16 protein-coding genes are annotated in these 17,815 nt (G+C 64.6%); 10 read left to right on the top strand and 6 right to left on the bottom strand.

The window, feature by feature from the left end; all coding sequences use genetic code 11:
* Nucleotides 1-92 precede the first annotated feature (92 nt).
* The 8 genes from CS1BSM3_RS24365 to ureG all read left to right on the top strand — a co-directional run bounded on the left by CS1BSM3_RS24365 (nucleotide 93) and on the right by ureG (nucleotide 6,007).
* Nucleotides 93-941 (top strand): urease accessory protein UreD, encoded by an 849-nt coding sequence (locus CS1BSM3_RS24365; protein WP_072392120.1) that lies wholly within the window; start codon nucleotides 93-95, stop codon nucleotides 939-941.
* 31 nt (nucleotides 942-972) lie between these two features.
* A complete protein-coding gene (locus CS1BSM3_RS24360) occupies nucleotides 973-1,275 on the top strand; it encodes an urease subunit gamma (RefSeq protein WP_072392117.1) in 303 nt (100 codons plus the stop codon).
* 28 nt (nucleotides 1,276-1,303) lie between these two features.
* On the top strand, nucleotides 1,304-1,891 hold the full coding sequence (locus CS1BSM3_RS24355; RefSeq protein WP_072392114.1) for a HupE/UreJ family protein: 588 nt from the start codon (nucleotides 1,304-1,306) through the stop codon (nucleotides 1,889-1,891).
* Nucleotides 1,892-1,901: 10 nt separating this feature from the next.
* Nucleotides 1,902-2,213: an urease subunit beta gene (locus CS1BSM3_RS24350; protein WP_072392111.1), complete on the top strand. Its 312-nt coding sequence runs from the start codon at nucleotides 1,902-1,904 to the stop codon at nucleotides 2,211-2,213.
* Between the two features lie 50 nt (nucleotides 2,214-2,263).
* Nucleotides 2,264-3,979 (top strand): urease subunit alpha, encoded by a 1,716-nt coding sequence (gene ureC, locus CS1BSM3_RS24345; protein WP_072392108.1) that lies wholly within the window; start codon nucleotides 2,264-2,266, stop codon nucleotides 3,977-3,979.
* Nucleotides 3,980-3,991: 12 nt separating this feature from the next.
* A complete protein-coding gene (locus tag CS1BSM3_RS24340; protein WP_072392105.1) occupies nucleotides 3,992-4,603 on the top strand; it encodes an urease accessory protein UreE in 612 nt (203 codons plus the stop codon).
* 100 nt (nucleotides 4,604-4,703) lie between these two features.
* Nucleotides 4,704-5,387 (top strand): urease accessory protein UreF, encoded by a 684-nt coding sequence (locus tag CS1BSM3_RS24335; RefSeq protein WP_244540601.1) that lies wholly within the window; start codon nucleotides 4,704-4,706, stop codon nucleotides 5,385-5,387.
* On the top strand, nucleotides 5,384-6,007 hold the full coding sequence (gene ureG / locus CS1BSM3_RS24330; RefSeq protein WP_072392102.1) for an urease accessory protein UreG: 624 nt from the start codon (nucleotides 5,384-5,386) through the stop codon (nucleotides 6,005-6,007). Before CS1BSM3_RS24335 ends, ureG begins: the two co-directional genes overlap by 4 nt.
* Before the next feature lie 8 nt (nucleotides 6,008-6,015).
* On the opposite strand, the gene CS1BSM3_RS24325 is transcribed toward ureG, so the two are convergent.
* From CS1BSM3_RS24325 to CS1BSM3_RS24315, 3 genes are all read right to left on the bottom strand, one after another.
* A complete protein-coding gene (locus CS1BSM3_RS24325) occupies nucleotides 6,016-6,660 on the bottom strand; it encodes a glutathione S-transferase family protein (protein WP_072392099.1) in 645 nt (214 codons plus the stop codon).
* A 96-nt stretch (nucleotides 6,661-6,756) separates the two neighbouring features.
* Nucleotides 6,757-9,330, bottom strand: coding sequence for a TRAP transporter permease (locus CS1BSM3_RS24320; protein ID WP_083528860.1), 2,574 nt, complete (start codon nucleotides 9,328-9,330; stop codon nucleotides 6,757-6,759).
* 87 nt (nucleotides 9,331-9,417) lie between these two features.
* Nucleotides 9,418-10,392: a TAXI family TRAP transporter solute-binding subunit gene (locus CS1BSM3_RS24315; RefSeq protein WP_072392096.1), complete on the bottom strand. Its 975-nt coding sequence runs from the start codon at nucleotides 10,390-10,392 to the stop codon at nucleotides 9,418-9,420.
* Nucleotides 10,393-10,738: 346 nt separating this feature from the next.
* On the opposite strand from CS1BSM3_RS24315, the gene CS1BSM3_RS24310 reads away from it, so the two are divergent.
* Together CS1BSM3_RS24310 and cydB are read left to right on the top strand one after the other, a co-directional pair.
* Nucleotides 10,739-12,175, top strand: a complete 1,437-nt coding sequence (locus CS1BSM3_RS24310; protein WP_072392094.1) for a cytochrome ubiquinol oxidase subunit I — start codon at nucleotides 10,739-10,741, stop codon at nucleotides 12,173-12,175.
* 5 nt (nucleotides 12,176-12,180) lie between these two features.
* Nucleotides 12,181-13,185, top strand: a complete 1,005-nt coding sequence (gene cydB, locus CS1BSM3_RS24305) for a cytochrome d ubiquinol oxidase subunit II (protein WP_072392091.1) — start codon at nucleotides 12,181-12,183, stop codon at nucleotides 13,183-13,185.
* Nucleotides 13,186-13,361: 176 nt separating this feature from the next.
* On the opposite strand, the gene cysG is transcribed toward cydB, so the two are convergent.
* From cysG to nirD, 3 genes are read right to left on the bottom strand one after another with little or no spacing between them, the layout of a single operon-like run.
* A complete protein-coding gene (cysG, locus tag CS1BSM3_RS24300) occupies nucleotides 13,362-14,828 on the bottom strand; it encodes a siroheme synthase CysG (protein ID WP_072392088.1) in 1,467 nt (488 codons plus the stop codon).
* Nucleotides 14,800-17,466: a nitrate reductase gene (locus tag CS1BSM3_RS24295; protein ID WP_072392085.1), complete on the bottom strand. Its 2,667-nt coding sequence runs from the start codon at nucleotides 17,464-17,466 to the stop codon at nucleotides 14,800-14,802. The genes cysG and CS1BSM3_RS24295 overlap by 29 nt, the downstream gene beginning before the upstream one ends.
* A gap of 9 nt (nucleotides 17,467-17,475) precedes the next feature.
* Nucleotides 17,476-17,811, bottom strand: coding sequence for a nitrite reductase small subunit NirD (gene nirD, locus CS1BSM3_RS24290; protein ID WP_210188856.1), 336 nt, complete (start codon nucleotides 17,809-17,811; stop codon nucleotides 17,476-17,478).
* Nucleotides 17,812-17,815 lie beyond the last annotated feature (4 nt).

Raw genomic sequence — 17,815 nt, 5'->3', positions numbered from 1 at the left:
ATTTGCTTTTTCCTCGCGTTCAGTGAACTCTATGAGCGCATATCGGGTGCCTCGAACAGTGAATCTCGAAAGTCGGACCGGAGCGTTCAAATTTGGCGCATGATCTGCCGGCAACGGACCGCCGCGCGACCGCCCGCGCGCTCGAGCCCATCCGTGCGACCGGTGGCCTCAAGGCGCGCTATGTTTTTGCGGATGGCGCAACGCGTATCGACACGCTGACGGAGTACGGCGGCTATCGCCTGCGCTTTCCGACAACGCACGCGGCGCACATCGAGGCGAGCCAGATCAATACCGGTGGAGGGGTCGCAGGGGGCGATAGCCTGGAGATTGCGCTCGACGTGGGCGCGGGCGCGGATGCCGTGCAGTCATCGCCGACAGCCGAGCGCATCTATAGATCCATGGGGCCACCTGCCAAAATCGATGTCAGCCTGAGCCTCGGGCCCGCCGCCCGCCTCGATTGGTTGCCGCAGGAGACGATCCTATATTCGAGCGCGCGCCTCCACCGGCGCTTCGAGATCGATATGGCGGCGGACGCGCGGCTGCTCATGGCCGAGATGGTCGTCTTTGGTCGCGTCGCGCATGGCGAGGTGCCTGGGGTCGGCGAGTTGCGCGATGACTGGCGAATACGGTGCGGCGGCGCCCTTGTCTTCGCCGAATCCGTCCGGCTCGAGGGGCCGATTGCTGAGCTGCTGGCCCGGTCCGCGGTCGCTGCGGGCGCGCGCAGCACAGGACTCGTCGTTGCCCTTGCGCCGGAAATAGAGGATCGGCTCGCGCCAGTTCGCGCGGCGCTTGCGGCCGCGCGCTCCCAGTGCGGCGCGAGCGCATGGAACGGCTTGCTGACTGCCCGATTTCTAGGCACGCCTGAGGACGTGCGACGTGACATCATCAGTGTAACTGAGGTGCTCTCGGGCCGCGCCATGCCGCGTGTCTGGATGACGTGAGCAACCTCACGAGGAAGGGGGCGCCGATCGCATGAACCTGACACCGCGCGAGAAGGACAAGCTGCTGATCGCCATGGCAGCCAATGTCGCGCGCCGCCGTCTCGAGCGGGGCGTGAAGCTCAACCACCCGGAAGCGATCGCCCTCATCACCGATTTCGTCGTCGAGGGCGCGCGCGACGGCCGCAGCGTCTCGGAGCTGATGGAAGCCGGCGCCAAGGTGCTGCGTCGCGATCAGGTCATGGAAGGGATCGCGGAGATGATTCACGACGTGCAGGTCGAAGCCACCTTCCCGGACGGCACCAAACTCGTCACCGTCCACAATCCCATTCGATAGACCGGCAGCCCAGGGGAACCTCCGATCAATGAAATTCGCACGCCTTGTTCCGATTGTTCTTGCTGCCTGCGCTCCGTTCGCGGTGGCCGGCCCTGCTTTAGCGCATACCGGCCTCGAGACAGGCTTCTCGCTCATTGACGGCGCACTTCATCCGCTCGGTGGCCTCGATCATCTCGCTGCCATGGTGGCGGTCGGCATCTGGGCGGCGCTCGCGGGCGGCAAGCGCATCTGGGTCTGGCCGGTCGCCTTCGTGCTCATGATGCTGGTCGGCGGGTTCATTGGCCATGCGGGCATCGCGCTCCCGGCCGTCGAGCCGGCCATTGCGCTCTCGGTTGTCGTGCTCGGTCTTGCCGTCGCCCTCGGTCTGCAAGCGCCCGTTGCGATGGGGGCCATCCTCGTCGGTGCGTTCGCGCTCTTCCATGGCCACGCGCATGGCGCCGAGGCGCCCGCGACCGGTTGGTACGGCTATGCCGCCGGATTTGCGACCTCGACGGCGCTCCTGCATGTGGCGGGCATTGCGATCGGCCTTGCCATTGCGCGCCTCGCGACCCGCCGGCCCGCACAAGCGATCGGCGCCGCAACGGCTGTGCTCGGCGTTGTCCTGATGGTTCGCTGAAAGGTGCCACATGATCCCAGGTGAGATCTTCACACCCGATGGCGAGATCGAGCTGAACGCCGGCCGGCCCGTCAAGACGCTTGCGGTGTCGAATACCGGTGCGCGGCCCATCCAGGTTGGCAGCCACTATCACTTCTTCGAGGCCAATCCGGCGCTGAGCTTCGATCGCGAAGCTGCGCGCGGCACACGCCTCGACATCCCGGCCGGGACCGCCGTTCGCTTCGAGCCCGGCCAGACGCGCGACGTGCGCTTGATCCCCCTGTCAGGGGCGCGCGTCGTCTATGGCTTTCGCCAGGAGGTCATGGGCAAGCTCGACCCATAAAGGCCGCGCGAGACCAGTCCGATCGCACGTTCAATCAAAAGGTACTGCCGATGCCCGCCAGGATGTCCCGTGCCGCCTACGCGCAGATGTTCGGCCCGACGACCGGCGACAAGGTGCGCCTCGCCGATACGGACCTGATCATCGAGGTTGAGAAGGATTTCACGACCTACGGCGACGAGGTGAAGTTCGGTGGCGGCAAGGTCATCCGCGACGGCATGGGCCAGTCGCAGGTGACGAACGCCGCCGGCGCCGCAGACACCGTCATCACGAACGCGTTGATCCTCGACCACTGGGGGATCGTCAAAGCGGATGTCGCGATCAAAGGCGGCCGCATCCTCAAGATCGGCAAGGCCGGCAATCCCGACATCCAGCCGGGCGTCGACATCATCATCGGCCCGGGCACCGAGATCATTGCGGGCGAGGGCAAGATCCTGACGGCTGGCGGTTTCGACACGCACATTCACTTCATCTGCCCGCAGCAGATCGAGGATGCGCTCATGTCGGGCCTCACCTCTATGCTCGGCGGCGGCACAGGGCCCGCGCACGGCACGCTGGCGACGACCTGCACGCCCGGGCCGTGGCACATCGAGATGATGCTGCGCGCGTCCGATGCCTTCCCGATGAACCTCGGTTTTGCCGGCAAGGGCAATGCCTCCTTGCCCGGCGCGCTGGAGGAGATGATCAAGGTCGGCGCCTGCGCGCTCAAGCTGCACGAGGATTGGGGCACGACGCCTGCGGCCATCGATTGCGCGCTCTCCGTCGCGGACGATCACGACATACAAGTCATGATCCACACCGACACGCTGAACGAATCCGGCTACGTCGAGGACACGATCGCGGCTTTCAAGGGCCGCACGATCCATGCCTTCCACACGGAAGGTGCCGGCGGTGGCCATGCGCCCGACATCATGAAGGTCGCCGGTCTCAAGAACGTGCTCCCCTCATCGACCAATCCGACGCGACCCTTCACCGTGAACACGCTCGATGAGCACCTCGACATGCTCATGGTGTGCCACCATCTCTCGCCGTCCATCCCGGAGGATCTCGCATTCGCTGAGAGCCGCATTCGCAAGGAGACGATCGCAGCCGAGGACATCCTGCATGATCTCGGCGCGCTCTCCATGATGTCCTCCGACAGTCAGGCCATGGGCCGCATCGGCGAGGTCATCATCCGCACCTGGCAGACGGCGCACAAAATGAAGCTGCAGCGCGGCGCGCTGCCCGAGGACCAGGGCAAAGGCAACGACAATTTCCGCGCCAAGCGCTATGTCGCCAAGTACACGATCAACCCCGCGATCGCGCACGGCGTCTCGGACTACATCGGCTCGGTCGAGCCCGGCAAGCTTGCGGATCTTGTGATCTGGTCGCCGGCCTTCTTCGGCGTGAAGCCCGACTTCGTCATCAAGGGCGGTGTCATCGCGGCGGCGCCCATGGGCGATCCCAACGCCTCGATCCCGACGCCGCAGCCCGTGCACTATCGCCCCATGTTCGGTGCTTTCGGCGGCGCGCGCACGCGCTCGTCGCTCATCTTCGCCTCAGCGGCCGCCGTTCAGAAGGATGTGGGCAAGCGGCTTGGGCTCGCCAAGGACGTGGTTGCGGTGAAGAACGTGCGCGGTGGCATCTCCAAGAAGAGCATGATCCACAACGACGCCACGCCGGATATCACCATCGATGCGGAGACCTACGAGGTCCGCGCCGATGGCGAGCTGCTGGTCTGCGAGCCGGCAAAAGTGCTACCAATGGCGCAGCGATATTTCCTCTTCTAAGGCATCGGAGTGATGACGGACAGCCTCCGCGCGTCTGCGGCTTTGAAGGCCGACAAGCTGGCCGGCCGGCCCATCGTCGACACCATCACGCTCGACCGCCAGTCGCGCTACCGGCGCCGCGTGCTGTTGACGACGGACGGTGGCCGCGAGCTGCTCCTCGATCTGCCCGAGGCGACCTATCTCGCCGATGGCGATGGCCTCGCTGTCGAAGGTGGCGCCGTGCTCGTCAAAGCTGCGGCTGAGGACCTGCTCGAGATCCACGCGCACGACGCGCTGGCGCTCGCGACGATCGCCTGGCACCTCGGCAATCGCCACACGCCCGCCGAGATCACGCGCGGCGCCATCTACATCCAGCCGGACCACGTACTGGCCGAACTCGTCGAGCAGCTCGGCGCGCACGTGCATCGCGTGCGCCGGCCCTTCGAGCCCGAAGGTGGCGCTTATGGCGGCAAGGGGCCGCTCCACTCAGGCCATCATCACCATCACGGCGGCGGGCACCACGATCACACGCACGATCACGGGCACAGCCATGATCACGCCAGCGATAGCGAGCGCCCGCAGAAGCGCGATGTGAAGCTCACTGTCGTGCAAGGCACCTTCCGTCCCGATAAGCGCGAGCCATGACGTCGTGACCGATCGCGTGCAGTCGTCGCTTTCGCAGCCCACGGCGGACAGCAGTTCGCCGGACGAGACGATCTCTTGCACCGATGCAAAGTTGGCCGCAGTGACTTCCAAAGGATTCGATCCGCGCCTCATGGCGTGGCTCTCGCCGGCATTTCCCGTCGGTGCGTTCGCCTACAGCCACGGCCTCGAGTGGGCGGTCGAGCGCGGCTGGGTGCGCGATCTCGCGACACTGACGGAATGGCTGCGCGATCTCGTCGCGCACGGCGCAATCCGCAATGACATGATCTTGCTCGCCGAGACCTGGCGCGCGACCGCGCGCGGTGATTGGCTGCGCGTCGCCGAGATCAATGCCTTGGCGCTGGCCTTGCAACCCTCAGCCGAGCGCCACCTCGAGACGGTCACGCAAGGCAATGCTTTCCTGGAGACGGTCCGCGCGGCCTGGAGTGACGGCAGCTTGAAGGACGTCGCGCACGCGCTTTCGCCCGATGTGGCTTACCCCGTCGCGGTCGGCGCTACCACGGCCGCGCATGGCCTGCCGCTTGCCGAGACGCTCAATGCCTTCGGGCTCGCGGCCGTCTCGAACCTCACATCCGCCGCCATCCGCCTTTCTGCCGTCGGCCAGACGGACGCGCAGCGCACGATAGCCGCACTGCTCCCCGACCTCGCAGCTTGTGCAACCTCAGCCGAGCGGTCCACATTGGACGATCTCGGGGGGGCGGTGTACCGCTCGGACATCGCGTCGCTCGCGCACGAAACGCAATACACGAGGCTGTTCCGCTCATGAGCTCATCACATGGACCGCTCCGCGTCGGGATCGGAGGCCCCGTGGGCTCCGGCAAGACGACACTGACGGCTGCGCTCTGCCGCGCACTGCGCGAGCGCTACGACATCTGCGCCATCACCAACGACATCTACACCAAGGAAGATGCCGAGATCCTCATGCGCATGCAGGCCTTGCCGCTCGAGCGCATCATGGGTGTGGAGACCGGTGGCTGCCCGCATACGGCCATCCGCGAGGATTGCTCGATCAACCTCTCCGCCATCGACACCATGCGGCGCAAGTTCCCGAACCTCGATGTCATCCTGATCGAGTCGGGCGGCGACAACCTGGCGGCGACCTTCTCCCCGGAGCTTGCCGATTTGACGATCTACGTCATCGACGTCGCGCAAGGTGAGAAGATCCCGCGCAAGGGCGGCCCGGGTATCACGCGCTCCGATCTCTTGGTGATCAACAAGACCGACCTCGCCCCGCACGTCGGCGCCGATCTCTCCATCATGGAGAGCGACACCAAACGGATGCGCGGCGAGAAGCCTTACGTCTTCACGAACATCCGCGCCGGCACCGGCGTGGACGACATCGCTCGTTTCATCGAGCGGATGGGTGGCCTCTCAGCGGCGGCATGAGCAGGCGCCTAGTCGGCGAACGGGAAGAATTTCCAGTAGGGCCGCGCTTCCTCGCGTACGCGAGCAATCGTAGGCCGGGCCTCGAGCCGGGCCAGATAAGCTTCCAGGCGCGGAAAGCGATCCCCGAATGCCTGCGTCTTGCTCGCATAGAAGACGGAGGGCGATGCCGCGCAATCGGCCAGCGAGAACTGACCTCCAACGGCCCAGCTATCAGGGAGCACGCTCTCGAGCCAGGCATAGGCGTTATCGAGCTTCTCGCGGGCCTGAGTGACGCCGTAGATGTCTTTCGTTCCTTCGGGACGCAGGTAGTCGAAGACGACCTTCTGCTGTGGCGTCATCACGAAGTTGTCGAACACGCGATCGAAGAAGCGCACGTCCAGCGCCGCCTTCGGGTCCTGCGGAATGAGCCGAGGTCCCTTGGCGTAGTGCAGGTCGATGTACTCGATGATGATGCTCGACTCGCGCAGCACGCGCTCGCCATCGACCAGGATCGGCATCAGCTTCAGCGGCCAGAGCTTCGCGAACTCCGCTTCATTCTCCGGCTTTTCCGGCGAGAGCAGCTTGAGCTCGAATGGCACGTCGTGCTCGTAGAGCGCGATCAGTACCTTCTGGCAGTACGACGAAAGCGGATGCGCGTAGAGTGTCAGAGACATGGCTTTGAGCTCCTGCCGGCAGAACCAGGATTAATGGGCCTGCCTCAAGGACGTTTGACATCGCTCCGATCCGACATCCAACACAAGAAAATGTTGCTAGGCGGGCGCGGGCCTCCGGCGCCATTGCAGCAGCGCGATCAGCCCTACGGCAATCAGGCCACCACCGATGGGCCAGATCTGGGAAGGCCGTTGCGCAGGCTCCAGCACGGAGACGACCTCGTAGCCGGCCTCGAGCCCGAGCCGCTTCGCATAGGAGCCGAAGGCGACGTTTGTGATCGTGACCTTGTTGCCTGCGCCCGCAACTCCGAGACCGGCGGCGCGCAGGCGCAAGCGCGGTTCCTTCGGATCACCGAGAGGCACGCTGACGGTTTTTCGCACCGTCTCGCCCTCGATGTTCAGGCCTTCGACGACCAGCGTAATTCGCGTGTCCGAGGGCGCGCGCTCGACCTGAGCGAGCAACTCGCGCGCGGGTAGCTCGCGATACTTCGGATAGAACTGGTCGAGCCACCAGTCGGGTCGGAACAGCGTAAAGCAGGCGAGCAGGAGGATCGCCGACTCCCAGAGACGGCTCTTCGTGATGAACCAGTTCATGGTCGCGGCGGCAAACAGCAATATCGCGATCAGCGAGATCACCACCACGCCGATGAGATGCGGTACTGAATCGATGCCGATCAGAAGCAGCGCGGGATTGAAGATGAACACGAAGGGCAGGATGGCCGTACGCAGCGAGTAGAGCGCGCCCTGAAAGCCTGTCGCGATCGGATCCTCGCGCGAGATGGCTGCTGCGGCAAAGGCCGCGAGGCCGACCGGCGGTGTGATGTCCGCCATGATGCCGAAGTAGAAGACGAAAAGGTGCACGGCGATGAGCGGGATGGCGAGGCCCGCTTGTGCACCGAGCTCGATGACAACCGGTGCCATGAGCGTCGCGACGAGGATGTAGTTTGCCGTCGTCGGGATGCCCATGCCGAGCACGAGGGAGATCATCGCGATGAGAAGCAGCATGATGATGACATTGCCGCCCGAGAGGAACTCGACGAACTCCGTCATCATCAGCCCGAGGCCGGTCAGCGTCACGGTGCCGACGACAATGCCGGCCGTAGCCGTCGCGACAGCGATGCCGATCATGTTGCGCGCGCCGAGCGCGAGGCCATCTACCAGGTCGTCCCAGCCCGTAGCGATGGCATTTGGGATCGATTGGTTCCGAAAGAGGGCCAGCAGCGGCTTTCTCGTTGCGACAATGCCGATGACCGTGAGCGTTCCCCAGAAGGCGGAGAGGCCGGGCGAAAGCTGATCGACGGTCAGGCACCAGAGCAGCACCACCAAGGGAATGATGAAGTCCAGACCCGTGCGCACCACGTCCCAGGCGCGCGGAAGCGAGATGATGGGCGCATTCGGATCGTCGAGCGAGAGATCCTCGTATCGCGAGGAGAACCAGACGCTGGCGACATAAACGGCTGCCGCCACGAGAGTGAGAATGGTCGGTGCGGCGCTCCCAAAGGCGAGCTGGATGCCCTGCACGCCGTAGTACAGCAGGCATAGGATGGCGATCGTGCCGGAGAGGCCGAGACCAGTGCGGAGCAATCTGGTCTTGGCTTCCATGCGCTCACGCGGGATCGGCGCCGTGCCGATCTTCACTGCCTCAAGATGCACGATGTAGAAGAGCGAGATGTACGAGGCGATCGCGGGCAGCGCGGCGTGCTTGATGATCTCCGAGTAGGGGATGCCGACGTACTCGACCATCAGGAAGGCCGCCGCTCCCATGACCGGCGGCATGATCTGACCGTTGATCGATGATGAGGCCTCGATCGCGCCGGCCTTCACGCCCGATAGGCCGGTGCGCTTCATGAGCGGGATGGTGAAGATGCCGCCCGAGACCACGTTCGATACCGACGAGCCTGAGACCACGCCGTTGAGGGCCGAGGAGACGACGGCAACTTTTGCCGGACCGCCGCGCAGATGGCCAAGGAGCGCGATCGAGAGCTGCATCAGCCAGTTGCCGGCGCCGGCCTTGTCGAGCAGCGTGCCGAACAGAACGAAAAGGAACACGAAGCTCGTCGAGACGCCGAGCGCGATGCCGAACACGCCCTCCGTCACCAGCCATTGATGCGTGAGGAAGCGCTGCAGAGACGCGCCCTTGTGCTGCAACGCCTCGGGCATGTACGGGCCCGCGAACGTGAAAAGCATGAAGACCGCTGCGACGCCCACCATGGGCAGGCCGAGCGAGCGACGCGTCGCCTCGAGCAGCAGCAGAATGCCGCTCCCCGCCGTCACGAGGTCCATGAGCGTGGGCTGGCCGGGGCGGAGCGCGAGCTGATTGTAGAAGAGGAAGAGATAGGCGCCGGCAAAGGCGCCTGCGAGCGCGAGCACCCAGTCGATGAGTGGAATGTGTACGCGCGACGAAGACTTGAAGGCCGGATACGCCGTGTAGGCGAGGAAGAGCGCGAAGGCGAGGTGGATGGCGCGCGCTTCGGTGTCGTTGAGGACGCCGATGCCGAACACGAACGGCAGCGGCGAGGCGTACCAGAGCTGGAACAGCGACCAGGAGACCGCAATCCAGAGGAGGATCTGGGCTGCGAGCCCGATCGGCTTGCGTCCGCCGGTATCGGCCTCGGCGACGAGTTGCTCGAGCTCAGGCGAAAGCTCGGCCGTGGCAGCCGTCTTGTCCGTCATGACACCCCCCACGGGCTCCGTGCCCTGAAACAAGCATCGGCAGGGCGCTGCTGACGGCGCCCTGCCGGATCTTCACGCGGGCGGTGATTACTTCAGCCAGCCCTTTTCCTTGTAGTACTTCGCAGCACCCGGATGCAGCGGTGCCGAGAGGCCGTCCTTGACCATCTTCGCCGGATCGAGGTTGGCGAAGGCAGGATGCAGCTTCTTGAACTCGTCGAAGTTGTCGAAGGTCGCTTTGACGAGCTGGTAGACGGTCTCGTCAGGCACCTTGGCCGAGGACACGAGCGTCGCCATGACGCCGTAGGTCTCCGTCGGCTGGGGGTTGCTCGCGTACATGCCGCCCGGAATCGTGGCCTTGGCGTAGTACGGCTTTTCGGCGAGCAGTTTGTCGATCGCAGCACCCTTCAGCGAGACGAGCTGGGCGCCGCAGGTCGTGGTCGGATCCTGGATGTTCGCTGAGGGATGTCCGACGGCATAGTAGAAACCGTCGATCTTGGCGTCGCAGAGCGCGGGCCCGTGCTCGTCGGCCTTGAGCTCCGAGGCGAGAGAGAAGTCCGAGAGCTTCCAGCCCATGGCCACCAGCAGCTCTTCCATCGAAGCACGCGTGCCCGAGCCGGGATTGCCGACGTTGAAGCGCTTGCCCTTGAAGTCGTCGAACGACTTCACGTTGGCTTCCTTGCGGGCCAGTACCGTGAAAGGCTCAGGATGGACCGAGAAGACGGCGCGCAGGTCGCCATAGGGGCCCGCGTCCTTGAAGCTGCCGACACCCTTGAGCGAATTGAAATGCACGTCCGACTGGGCCATGCCGAAGTCGAGCTCGCCGGCCTTGATCGTGTTCACGTTGAAGGCCGAGCCGCCGGTCGACTCCACCGAGCAGCGGATGCCGTGCTGCTTACGGTCCTTGTTCAGAAGGCGGCAGATGGCACCGCCCGCGGCGTAATAGACGCCCGTGACGCCACCCGTACCGATCGTGACGAACTTCTGCTGCGCCGAGGCGGCGGTCGCCGTGCCCAGCAATGCGGCGACGCTCGCAGCAATTGCCACGCGTTCAAAACCTCTCATTTCACGCTCTCCATGCTGGTGGGCTGCTGGCTGTTTGGTTCGTGCGGATCGAGTCTGCATCGAGCGCCACTTGCTGCCGCTCCACGACCTCCCTCAACGAGCGCGCATCGGCGGTGCTCGCGCCCCTATCATGCTGCGATCACACGGGGTGTCGTCAATGCCATCGTTAGCAGGGTAGACGCAATTCTGTTCTTCCCGCTGCCTCTTTTTTGGCGCGCCGTGGCGGCATTAGCGGCTTTTTGCGCGATTTTACGCGGGCACTGGCCGGCGTTCATAAGCCGCAGTTATTCAGAATAAGGATCGTGTAGGGTATAGTCTGAGAAATCTAAGTTCGACGGAGGTCGCGATGGAACTCGATCCCGTACTGCTGGCGCGCATACAATTCGCGTTCACCATATCGTTTCACATCATTTTTCCCGCGTTCACGATCGGCCTGTCGGCATTCATCGCCGTTCTGCTGATGCTGTGGATGCGGTCGGGAGAGGAGAAGTTCCATCGCCTCGCCCGCTTCTGGACCAAGATCTTTGCCGTGTCCTTTGCCATGGGTGTCGTCTCCGGCATCGTGCTGAGCTACCAGTTCGGTACGAACTGGAGCCGCTTCTCGGAGTTCACCGGCAACGTCATCGGGCCGCTCATCGGCTACGAGGTGCTGACGGCCTTCTATTTGGAGGCCACCTTCCTCGGCATTCTGCTGTTCGGCTGGAACCGCTTCCCGCCCTGGCTCATCACGCTCTCGGCCGTCCTCGTCGCCATCGGGACTGCGATCAGCGCCTTCTGGATCCTTGCCGCCAATAGCTGGATGCAGACACCGGCCGGTCACGAGATCCGCAACGGGATCGCGTTCCCCGTGAGCTGGTGGGAGATCATCTTCAATCCGAGCTTCCCGTATCGCTTCGCCCACATGCTCAATGCGGCGTACCTCACGACGGCGGTCGTGGTGCTGGCGGTCGGTGCCCGCTATCTGCGTGCGGGCCGCCATCCCGAGGAAAGCCGCACCATGCTGCGCATGGCCGTCGGGATGATCTTCGTCACGGCGCCGCTGCAACTCGTCATCGGAGACATGCACGGGCTCAATACGCTGAAGCATCAGCCGGCGAAGGTCGCGGCCATGGAGGGCCACTGGGATGGCTCGAAGGCTGGCGCGCTCGTGCTCTTTGGCGTCCCCGACGAGAAGGCGCGCAAGAACCACTACGAGATTGCCATTCCGAATGCCGGGTCGGTGATCCTGACGCATACGTGGGAGGGCAAATATCCCGGTCTCACGAGCTTCCCCGAGAAGGACTGGCCGCCCGTTGCCAACGTCTTCTTCGCCTTCCGCATCATGGTCGGCATCGGCATGCTGCTCATCGCGGTCGGTCTCTGGGGCGCGTTTCTTTGGTTACGCGGACGTCTGTTCGAGAGCCGCTTGTTCCTTCGGTCGGTATCGCAGATGTGGTCCCTCGGCTTCATCGCCATCCTGGCGGGATGGTTCGTGACCGAGCAGGGCCGTCAGCCCTGGGTCGTGCAGGGCCTCATGCGGACGGCCGATGCCACATCGCCAGTGCCGGGTGCCAGCGTTGCCGGCACGCTGGCGCTGTTCGTCTTCATCTATGGCATCGTCTTCTCGATGGGCATCTACTACATCAATCGTCTCATCAACGCGGGTCCGAAGGGCGAGGTGTCGGAGGTCCCCGAAGGCCTGCCGAACCGGCCACTCTCCGCGGCCGAAGAGGCTGCCCGCGAGGCGACTGGGCGCCCACGCGGCAGCGGACCCGGCTTTTCGCTCGGCACACCAAAGGAGTGACGGCGATGGAAGAACATCTCCCGCTCATCTGGGCTACGCTCATTGGCGTCGCCGTCGCCATGTACGTCATCCTGGACGGCTTCGATCTCGGCATTGCCATCCTCTTTCCCTTCGCTCGCAAGGAAGAGGACCGCGACGTCATGATGAACTCCGTTGCGCCTTTCTGGGATGGCAACGAGACGTGGCTGGTGCTCGGCGGCGCCGGCCTGTGGGTCGCTTTCCCGACCGCCTATGCCGTCATCATGCCGGCATTCTATCTGCCGGTGATCGGGATGCTGCTGGCGCTCGTGCTGCGCGGTGTTTCCTTCGAGTTCCGCTGGGTCGCGAAGCCCTCGCATCGCATGTGGGATGTCGCCTTTGCCGGCGGCTCGATCGTCGCGGCATTCCTCCAGGGCGTGATCCTCGGCGGACTTTTGCAGGGTGTCGAGGTCGTCAATCGGCAGTACGCCGGCGGGCCGTTTGATTGGCTCACGCCCTTCTCCATCTTCGTTGGGTTGGCGGTGGTGGCGGGCTATGCGCTGCTCGGCGCCACATGGCTCGTGATGCGCACATCGGGGCCGGTCCAGGAATTTGGTCGCAGCACGGCGGTGCCCCTGCTGATGGCAGTCATCGGCGCCATGGCCGTGGTGAGCTTGTGGACACCGCTTGCTGTCGATCGCATTGCCGCGCGCTGGTTCAGCACGCCAAACATCCTCTACCTCTGGCCAGTGCCGCTCGTTACAGCGGTCGTCGCTTACATGATCTTCCGCTGGTTGCGCCGAGGCGACGAGGTGAAGCCGTTCGTCGGGAGTGTCGTGCTCTTCCTGCTCGGGTATCTGGGGTTGGTGATCTCGACGGTGCCCTATCTCGTCCCGCCGCATCTGACCTTTTGGGATACGGCAGCGGCGCCGGCTTCGCAGTTCTTCCTGCTCGTCGGGACTGTGTTCCTGCTGCCGCTGATCCTTGGCTACACGGCGTTCGTGTACTGGATGTTCCGCGGCAAGATCGGGCCAGGTGAAGGCTATCACTAAAGCAACGGACTTGAAATTCACCTCAGTTCGGGGCTAGGCAGGGAGTGAATTTCAAGTCCAAAGTTGCTTTAGAACACTATGACTCTAAAGCGTCTTTGGACCTTAAATGCGACTTTGAGATCAGCCCAGGCGTGGGTCGCATTTAAGGTCCGACGCTTTAGTCGCGACGCCTGATCTCAGGCGGTCGAGGTTGCTGAATGGTGCGCCCTTACTTCAACAGCCGCGCGCGCGAACGCCGTGCCAACGGCGATAAGCACCGGCCCCGTCGTGTTCAGCAAGATATCCGCTTCGCGGAGTGTCGCGAGCGTGCCGTGCCAGCGCGTTTCACCCGCACGCGAGAGGTGGGCAACCGCAACGGCCGGCGTATGGGCATTCGCGCCTTCCGCCATGAGGCGGGTGGCCAGAGCCCCCGCAGTGCGGCCGCCCATATAGATAACCAGCGTCGTATCGGGATCGGCGAGACCGCGCCAGTCGAGGGTCTCCGGCAGCCCACCAGCGCGTGAGTGGCCGGTAACGAAGCGCACGGAGTGCGCGTGATCGCGGTGCGTGAGTGACACGCCGAGGGCTGCAGCCATCGCCGAAGCTGCCGTAATGCCGGGCACGATCTCGAATGGAATGCCAGCCTGTTCGAGCTGCGCCATTTCCTCACCTGCTCGGCCGAAGATCATGGGATCACCCGACTTCAGGCGCACGACACGGCGCCCTTGCCGTGCGAGTTTCACCATGAGCGCGTTGATGTCTTCCTGACGGCAGCTTTCCCGCCCGCCGCGTTTGCCGACCAGCAGACGCTTTGCTTCGCGCCGCGCGAGCTCGAGCACCTCGTCGGATACGAGATCGTCGTAGAGGATGACATCCGCGGCCTGCAGCGCGCGGACTGCCTTCAACGTCAGAAGCTCGGCATTGCCAGGTCCACCGCCCACGAGCGTGACGCAGCCGGCACGCGGTTGTGATCGCGTTGAAAGCAAGTCAATCAGGTGATCGAGACGTCTGAACTCGCTTCGCGTCGGCGCAGGACCGAAGGCGTGGTCGACGAACTTCTCCCAGAAGGCGCGCCGCGCGCCACCTGCCGCAAGACGTTCGCCCACGCGTTCCCGGATCGCGCTGGCAAGTTGGCCCCAGAGCGCGAGGGCCGGCGGCAGCAAGGTTTCGATGCGGCGGCGGATGGCCTGGCCGAGAATGGGGGCGGCGCCCGTTGTCGAAATGCCGACGACGACGGGGGAGCGGTTGACGATCGCGCCGAACTGAAACTGGCAGAAGGCCGGCTTGTCGATGACGTTGACGGGGACACCGGCTTGGACAGCGGCACTGTAGAACGCGGAAGCTTCATCCTCGCTCTCGGCATCGGCAATAGCGACGGCGGCGCCAGCAAGGCTCTCTACAGGCCACAGCCCAGCATGAAGCGTGAGCGTTCCGGATGCCGCGCCGCGCGTGAGCAGCGCTTCCATCTCAGGCGAGACATCCTTGGCGTAGACGTGGACATCGGCACCCGCAGCGGCGAGCAGCTCTGCTTTCCATGCGGCTGCGGCGCTGCCACCGGCAACGATTGCGCGCTTGCCCACGAGGCTCAAAAACACGGGCAGCGTGGCGAGCGCCGCCATGCGCGGCGGCGCCTGCTCAGACGGCTTCCGGGATGCGAGCTGCATCGAGAATCCTCTTGATCTCAGCGCGGCACGAGCCGCAGTTCGTTCCCGCCTTCACGCACGCGCCGACGGCGGCGACGGTCGCGGCACCATGCTCCGTGATGGCCTCGATGATTTCGTTGCGGCCGACATCGAGACAGGCGCAGACGATCGGGCCGCGGTCTTTCGCTTCGCCACCGGGGCGGCCTGCAAGCAGCCGCAGGCGAGCGGATGGCGGCACGGACTGGAGCAACTGTGCGGCAATCCACGTGCGGGCACAGGCGAGTGTGCCGCGCGCGACGAAGAGTGCGCCGACGAGGCGATCGCCGCTGAAGGCCGCAAAGCGATACTGGCCGGCGGTTCCGTCGTGATAGGCGAGCAGCTCGATGCTCTTGTCCTCGCCATCAGCGATCCATTGGCGCGCCAGCTCATCCCAGCTTTCGGGCTCATCGCGCAGCGCGATCTCCGTGCGGAACCCATGGCTCGCGGCGGCCGTGGCAAAGTATGCGCTGCCACGTGCATCCGGCACGCGGCGCGTGACGGCGTACGCCTGCCATGCGGCCTCGAACGGTTTGATCGCGACAGGTGTGCCCTTCAGCTCGGGCTGTCCGGAGATTGGATCTGTGACAGCCGCGACGAGCGTGTCCACGCGCGCGCGATTGGCGAGCTCGCTCGTCCAGTGCATGGGCACGAAGAGCGATCCGGCGCTTTGACGATCCGTCACGACAGCGCGACAGACGATCGCGCCCGAGAGATTCTCGATCTCGGCCAGCGCGCCATCCGCGATGCCGAACGCCGCGGCATCCACGGGGTGAATCTCGACGAAAGGCTCCGGCGCGTGTGCCATCAAGCGGACCGATTTCGCTGTACGCGTCATCGTGTGCCACTGATCGCGAATGCGGCCGGTGTTCAGCGTGAGCGGCATTTCCGCGGTTCGCCTCTGCGCAAGCCCGCGGAAAGGCGTTGGCACAAAGCGCGCCCGGCGGTCGGGTGTGTAGAACGCGCCGTTCGCGAAGAACCGCGTCTCCTTCGGCTCACTGCCTGTGCGGCGTGGCCACTGGAAGGGGACGAGTGCATCGTACGCGCCGCGTGACAACTCAGCGGCACCGCTGATGTCGAGATCGCGCGTACCGTCGTTCTCGATGCCTGTGAGCCGCGCATACTCGGCGAAAATTTCCGCAGGATGCGTGTAGCTGAATGCCGCACCGAAGCCCATGCGCTTCGCCACTTCCGCCATCTGCCACCAGTCCGGCCGCGCTTCGCCTGGAGACGGCAGGAATGCGCGCTGGCGCGAGATGCGCCGCTCCGAGTTCGTGATCGTGCCATCCTTCTCGCCCCAGGCGGCGGCAGGAAGCAGCACGTGTGCGAGCGCGGTCGTGTCCGTATGGTGGTTGACGTCACTGACGATGACGAAGGGGCAGGCCGCAATGGCTGCACGCACGCGATCGGCTTCGGGCAGGCTGACGACGGGATTGGTGGCCATGATCCAAAGCGCCTTGATGCGCCCGTCCTCGACCGCCCGGAAGAGATCGACCGCCTTGAGGCCGGGCTTCGCAGCAATCGTCGGCGCATTCCAGAACGCGCGAACAATGCGGCGGTGCTCGGCATTGTCGAGCTCCATGTGCGCCGTGAGCATGTTCGCGAGACCGCCGACCTCGCGCCCGCCCATGGCATTCGGCTGCCCAGTGACCGAGAAGGGCCCCATGCCGGAGCGGCCGATGCGGCCTGTGGCGAGATGGCAGTTGAGGATTGCATTGACTTTGTCCGTGCCGGCGGACGATTGGTTCACACCCTGGCTGTAGACGGTGACAACACGCTCAGTGCCGGCGAACAGCTCGTAGAAGTCGGCAATCACGGACGTCGAGAGCGCTGTAGCTACCGCGATCTCGGAAAGATCCATGCTTGAAGCCGCCGAAAGCGCAGCGGGCAGATCGCGCGTGTGCTGCGCGACATAGGTTTGATCGAGCCGTCCGCTTGCGACCAGATGGGCGAGCAGACCATTGAAGAGCGCGACATCGGCGCCCGGTGCGATCGCGAGATGGAGGTCAGCGATCTCGCATGTTGCCGTCTCGCGCGGGTCGATGACGACGACCTTCGTGCCGCGCGTTTCGCGCGCCGTCGCGAGGCGCTGATAGAGAACGGGATGACACCAGGCAAGATTGGAGCCGACGAGCACGACCAGCTCCGCAAGCTCCAGATCCTCGTATGTGCCGGGCACGGTGTCCGTGCCGAAGGCGCGCTTGTGTCCGGCGACAGACGACGCCATGCACAGCCGCGAGTTCGTGTCGATGTTCGCCGAGCCGATGAACCCTTTCATCAGCTTGTTGGCGACGTAGTAGTCCTCGGTCAGGAGCTGGCCGGAGAGATAGAAGGCGACGCTGTCAGGTCCATGCTCGGCAATGGTGTCCGAGAACTTCCGGGCGACGAGATCGAGAGCCTTATCCCAGCTTGCGAGCGCGCTGTGGATGTGCGGATGCAGCAGGCGCCCTTCGAGCGAGAGCGTCTCCCCGAGTGCCGCCCCCTTCGAGCACAGACGGCCGAAGTTGGCGGGATGCTCGGGATCGCCAGCGATCTCGGCCGTGCCGTCGGGGAGCGGGCGCGCCACGATCCCGCAGCCGACACCGCAGTAGGGGCAAGTCGTTCTCGTCGCGCCCCCGCTCATGGCGTTGCCTCAGTCCGGCCGTGCAAAAAGCGCATCGGCGTCGATGAGAATCCGCCCGCTGTCGACGCGAATGCCGAAGGTCCTCACCTGCCCTTCGTCGGAACCCTGCGCTTTGCCGCTTTCGAGCGAGATGACCCAGTTGTGCAACGGGCAGGTCACCGTACGGCCATGCACGATGCCTTGGCTCAGCGGCCCGTTCTTGTGCGGGCAGCGATCGTCGAGCGCGAAAATCTCGTCGTTCTCGGCGCGAAAGACGGCGAGGCACCCGAGCGGAGTCTTCACGACCCGCGCACCGAGGCGCGGAATATCGTCGAGCGCGCCGATGTCGATCCACGCTTTCTCCATGAGG

It is taken from the genome of Hyphomicrobium sp. CS1BSMeth3, from assembly GCF_900117415.1.
Taxonomy (GTDB): Bacteria; Pseudomonadota; Alphaproteobacteria; order Rhizobiales; family Hyphomicrobiaceae.
This window is presented reverse-complemented; position numbering and strand designations above follow the sequence as displayed.

Bases quoted from the DNA above. Each gene is read 5' to 3' on its own strand.
- CS1BSM3_RS24360 (WP_072392117.1), top strand. From the start codon at position 973: ATGAACCTGACACCGCGCGAGAAGGACAAGCTGCTGATCGCCATGGCA.
- CS1BSM3_RS24355 (WP_072392114.1), top strand. From the start codon at position 1,304: ATGAAATTCGCACGCCTTGTTCCGATTGTTCTTGCTGCCTGCGCTCCG.
- CS1BSM3_RS24350 (WP_072392111.1), top strand. From the start codon at position 1,902: ATGATCCCAGGTGAGATCTTCACACCCGATGGCGAGATCGAGCTGAAC.
- ureC (WP_072392108.1), top strand. From the start codon at position 2,264: ATGCCCGCCAGGATGTCCCGTGCCGCCTACGCGCAGATGTTCGGCCCG.
- CS1BSM3_RS24340 (WP_072392105.1), top strand. From the start codon at position 3,992: ATGACGGACAGCCTCCGCGCGTCTGCGGCTTTGAAGGCCGACAAGCTG.
- ureG (WP_072392102.1), top strand. From the start codon at position 5,384: ATGAGCTCATCACATGGACCGCTCCGCGTCGGGATCGGAGGCCCCGTG.
- CS1BSM3_RS24325 (WP_072392099.1), bottom strand. From the start codon at position 6,660: ATGTCTCTGACACTCTACGCGCATCCGCTTTCGTCGTACTGCCAGAAG.
- CS1BSM3_RS24320 (WP_083528860.1), bottom strand. From the start codon at position 9,330: ATGACGGACAAGACGGCTGCCACGGCCGAGCTTTCGCCTGAGCTCGAG.
- CS1BSM3_RS24315 (WP_072392096.1), bottom strand. From the start codon at position 10,392: ATGAGAGGTTTTGAACGCGTGGCAATTGCTGCGAGCGTCGCCGCATTG.
- CS1BSM3_RS24310 (WP_072392094.1), top strand. From the start codon at position 10,739: ATGGAACTCGATCCCGTACTGCTGGCGCGCATACAATTCGCGTTCACC.
- cydB (WP_072392091.1), top strand. From the start codon at position 12,181: ATGGAAGAACATCTCCCGCTCATCTGGGCTACGCTCATTGGCGTCGCC.
- cysG (WP_072392088.1), bottom strand. From the start codon at position 14,828: ATGCAGCTCGCATCCCGGAAGCCGTCTGAGCAGGCGCCGCCGCGCATG.
- CS1BSM3_RS24295 (WP_072392085.1), bottom strand. From the start codon at position 17,466: ATGAGCGGGGGCGCGACGAGAACGACTTGCCCCTACTGCGGTGTCGGC.
- nirD (WP_210188856.1), bottom strand. From the start codon at position 17,811: ATGGAGAAAGCGTGGATCGACATCGGCGCGCTCGACGATATTCCGCGC.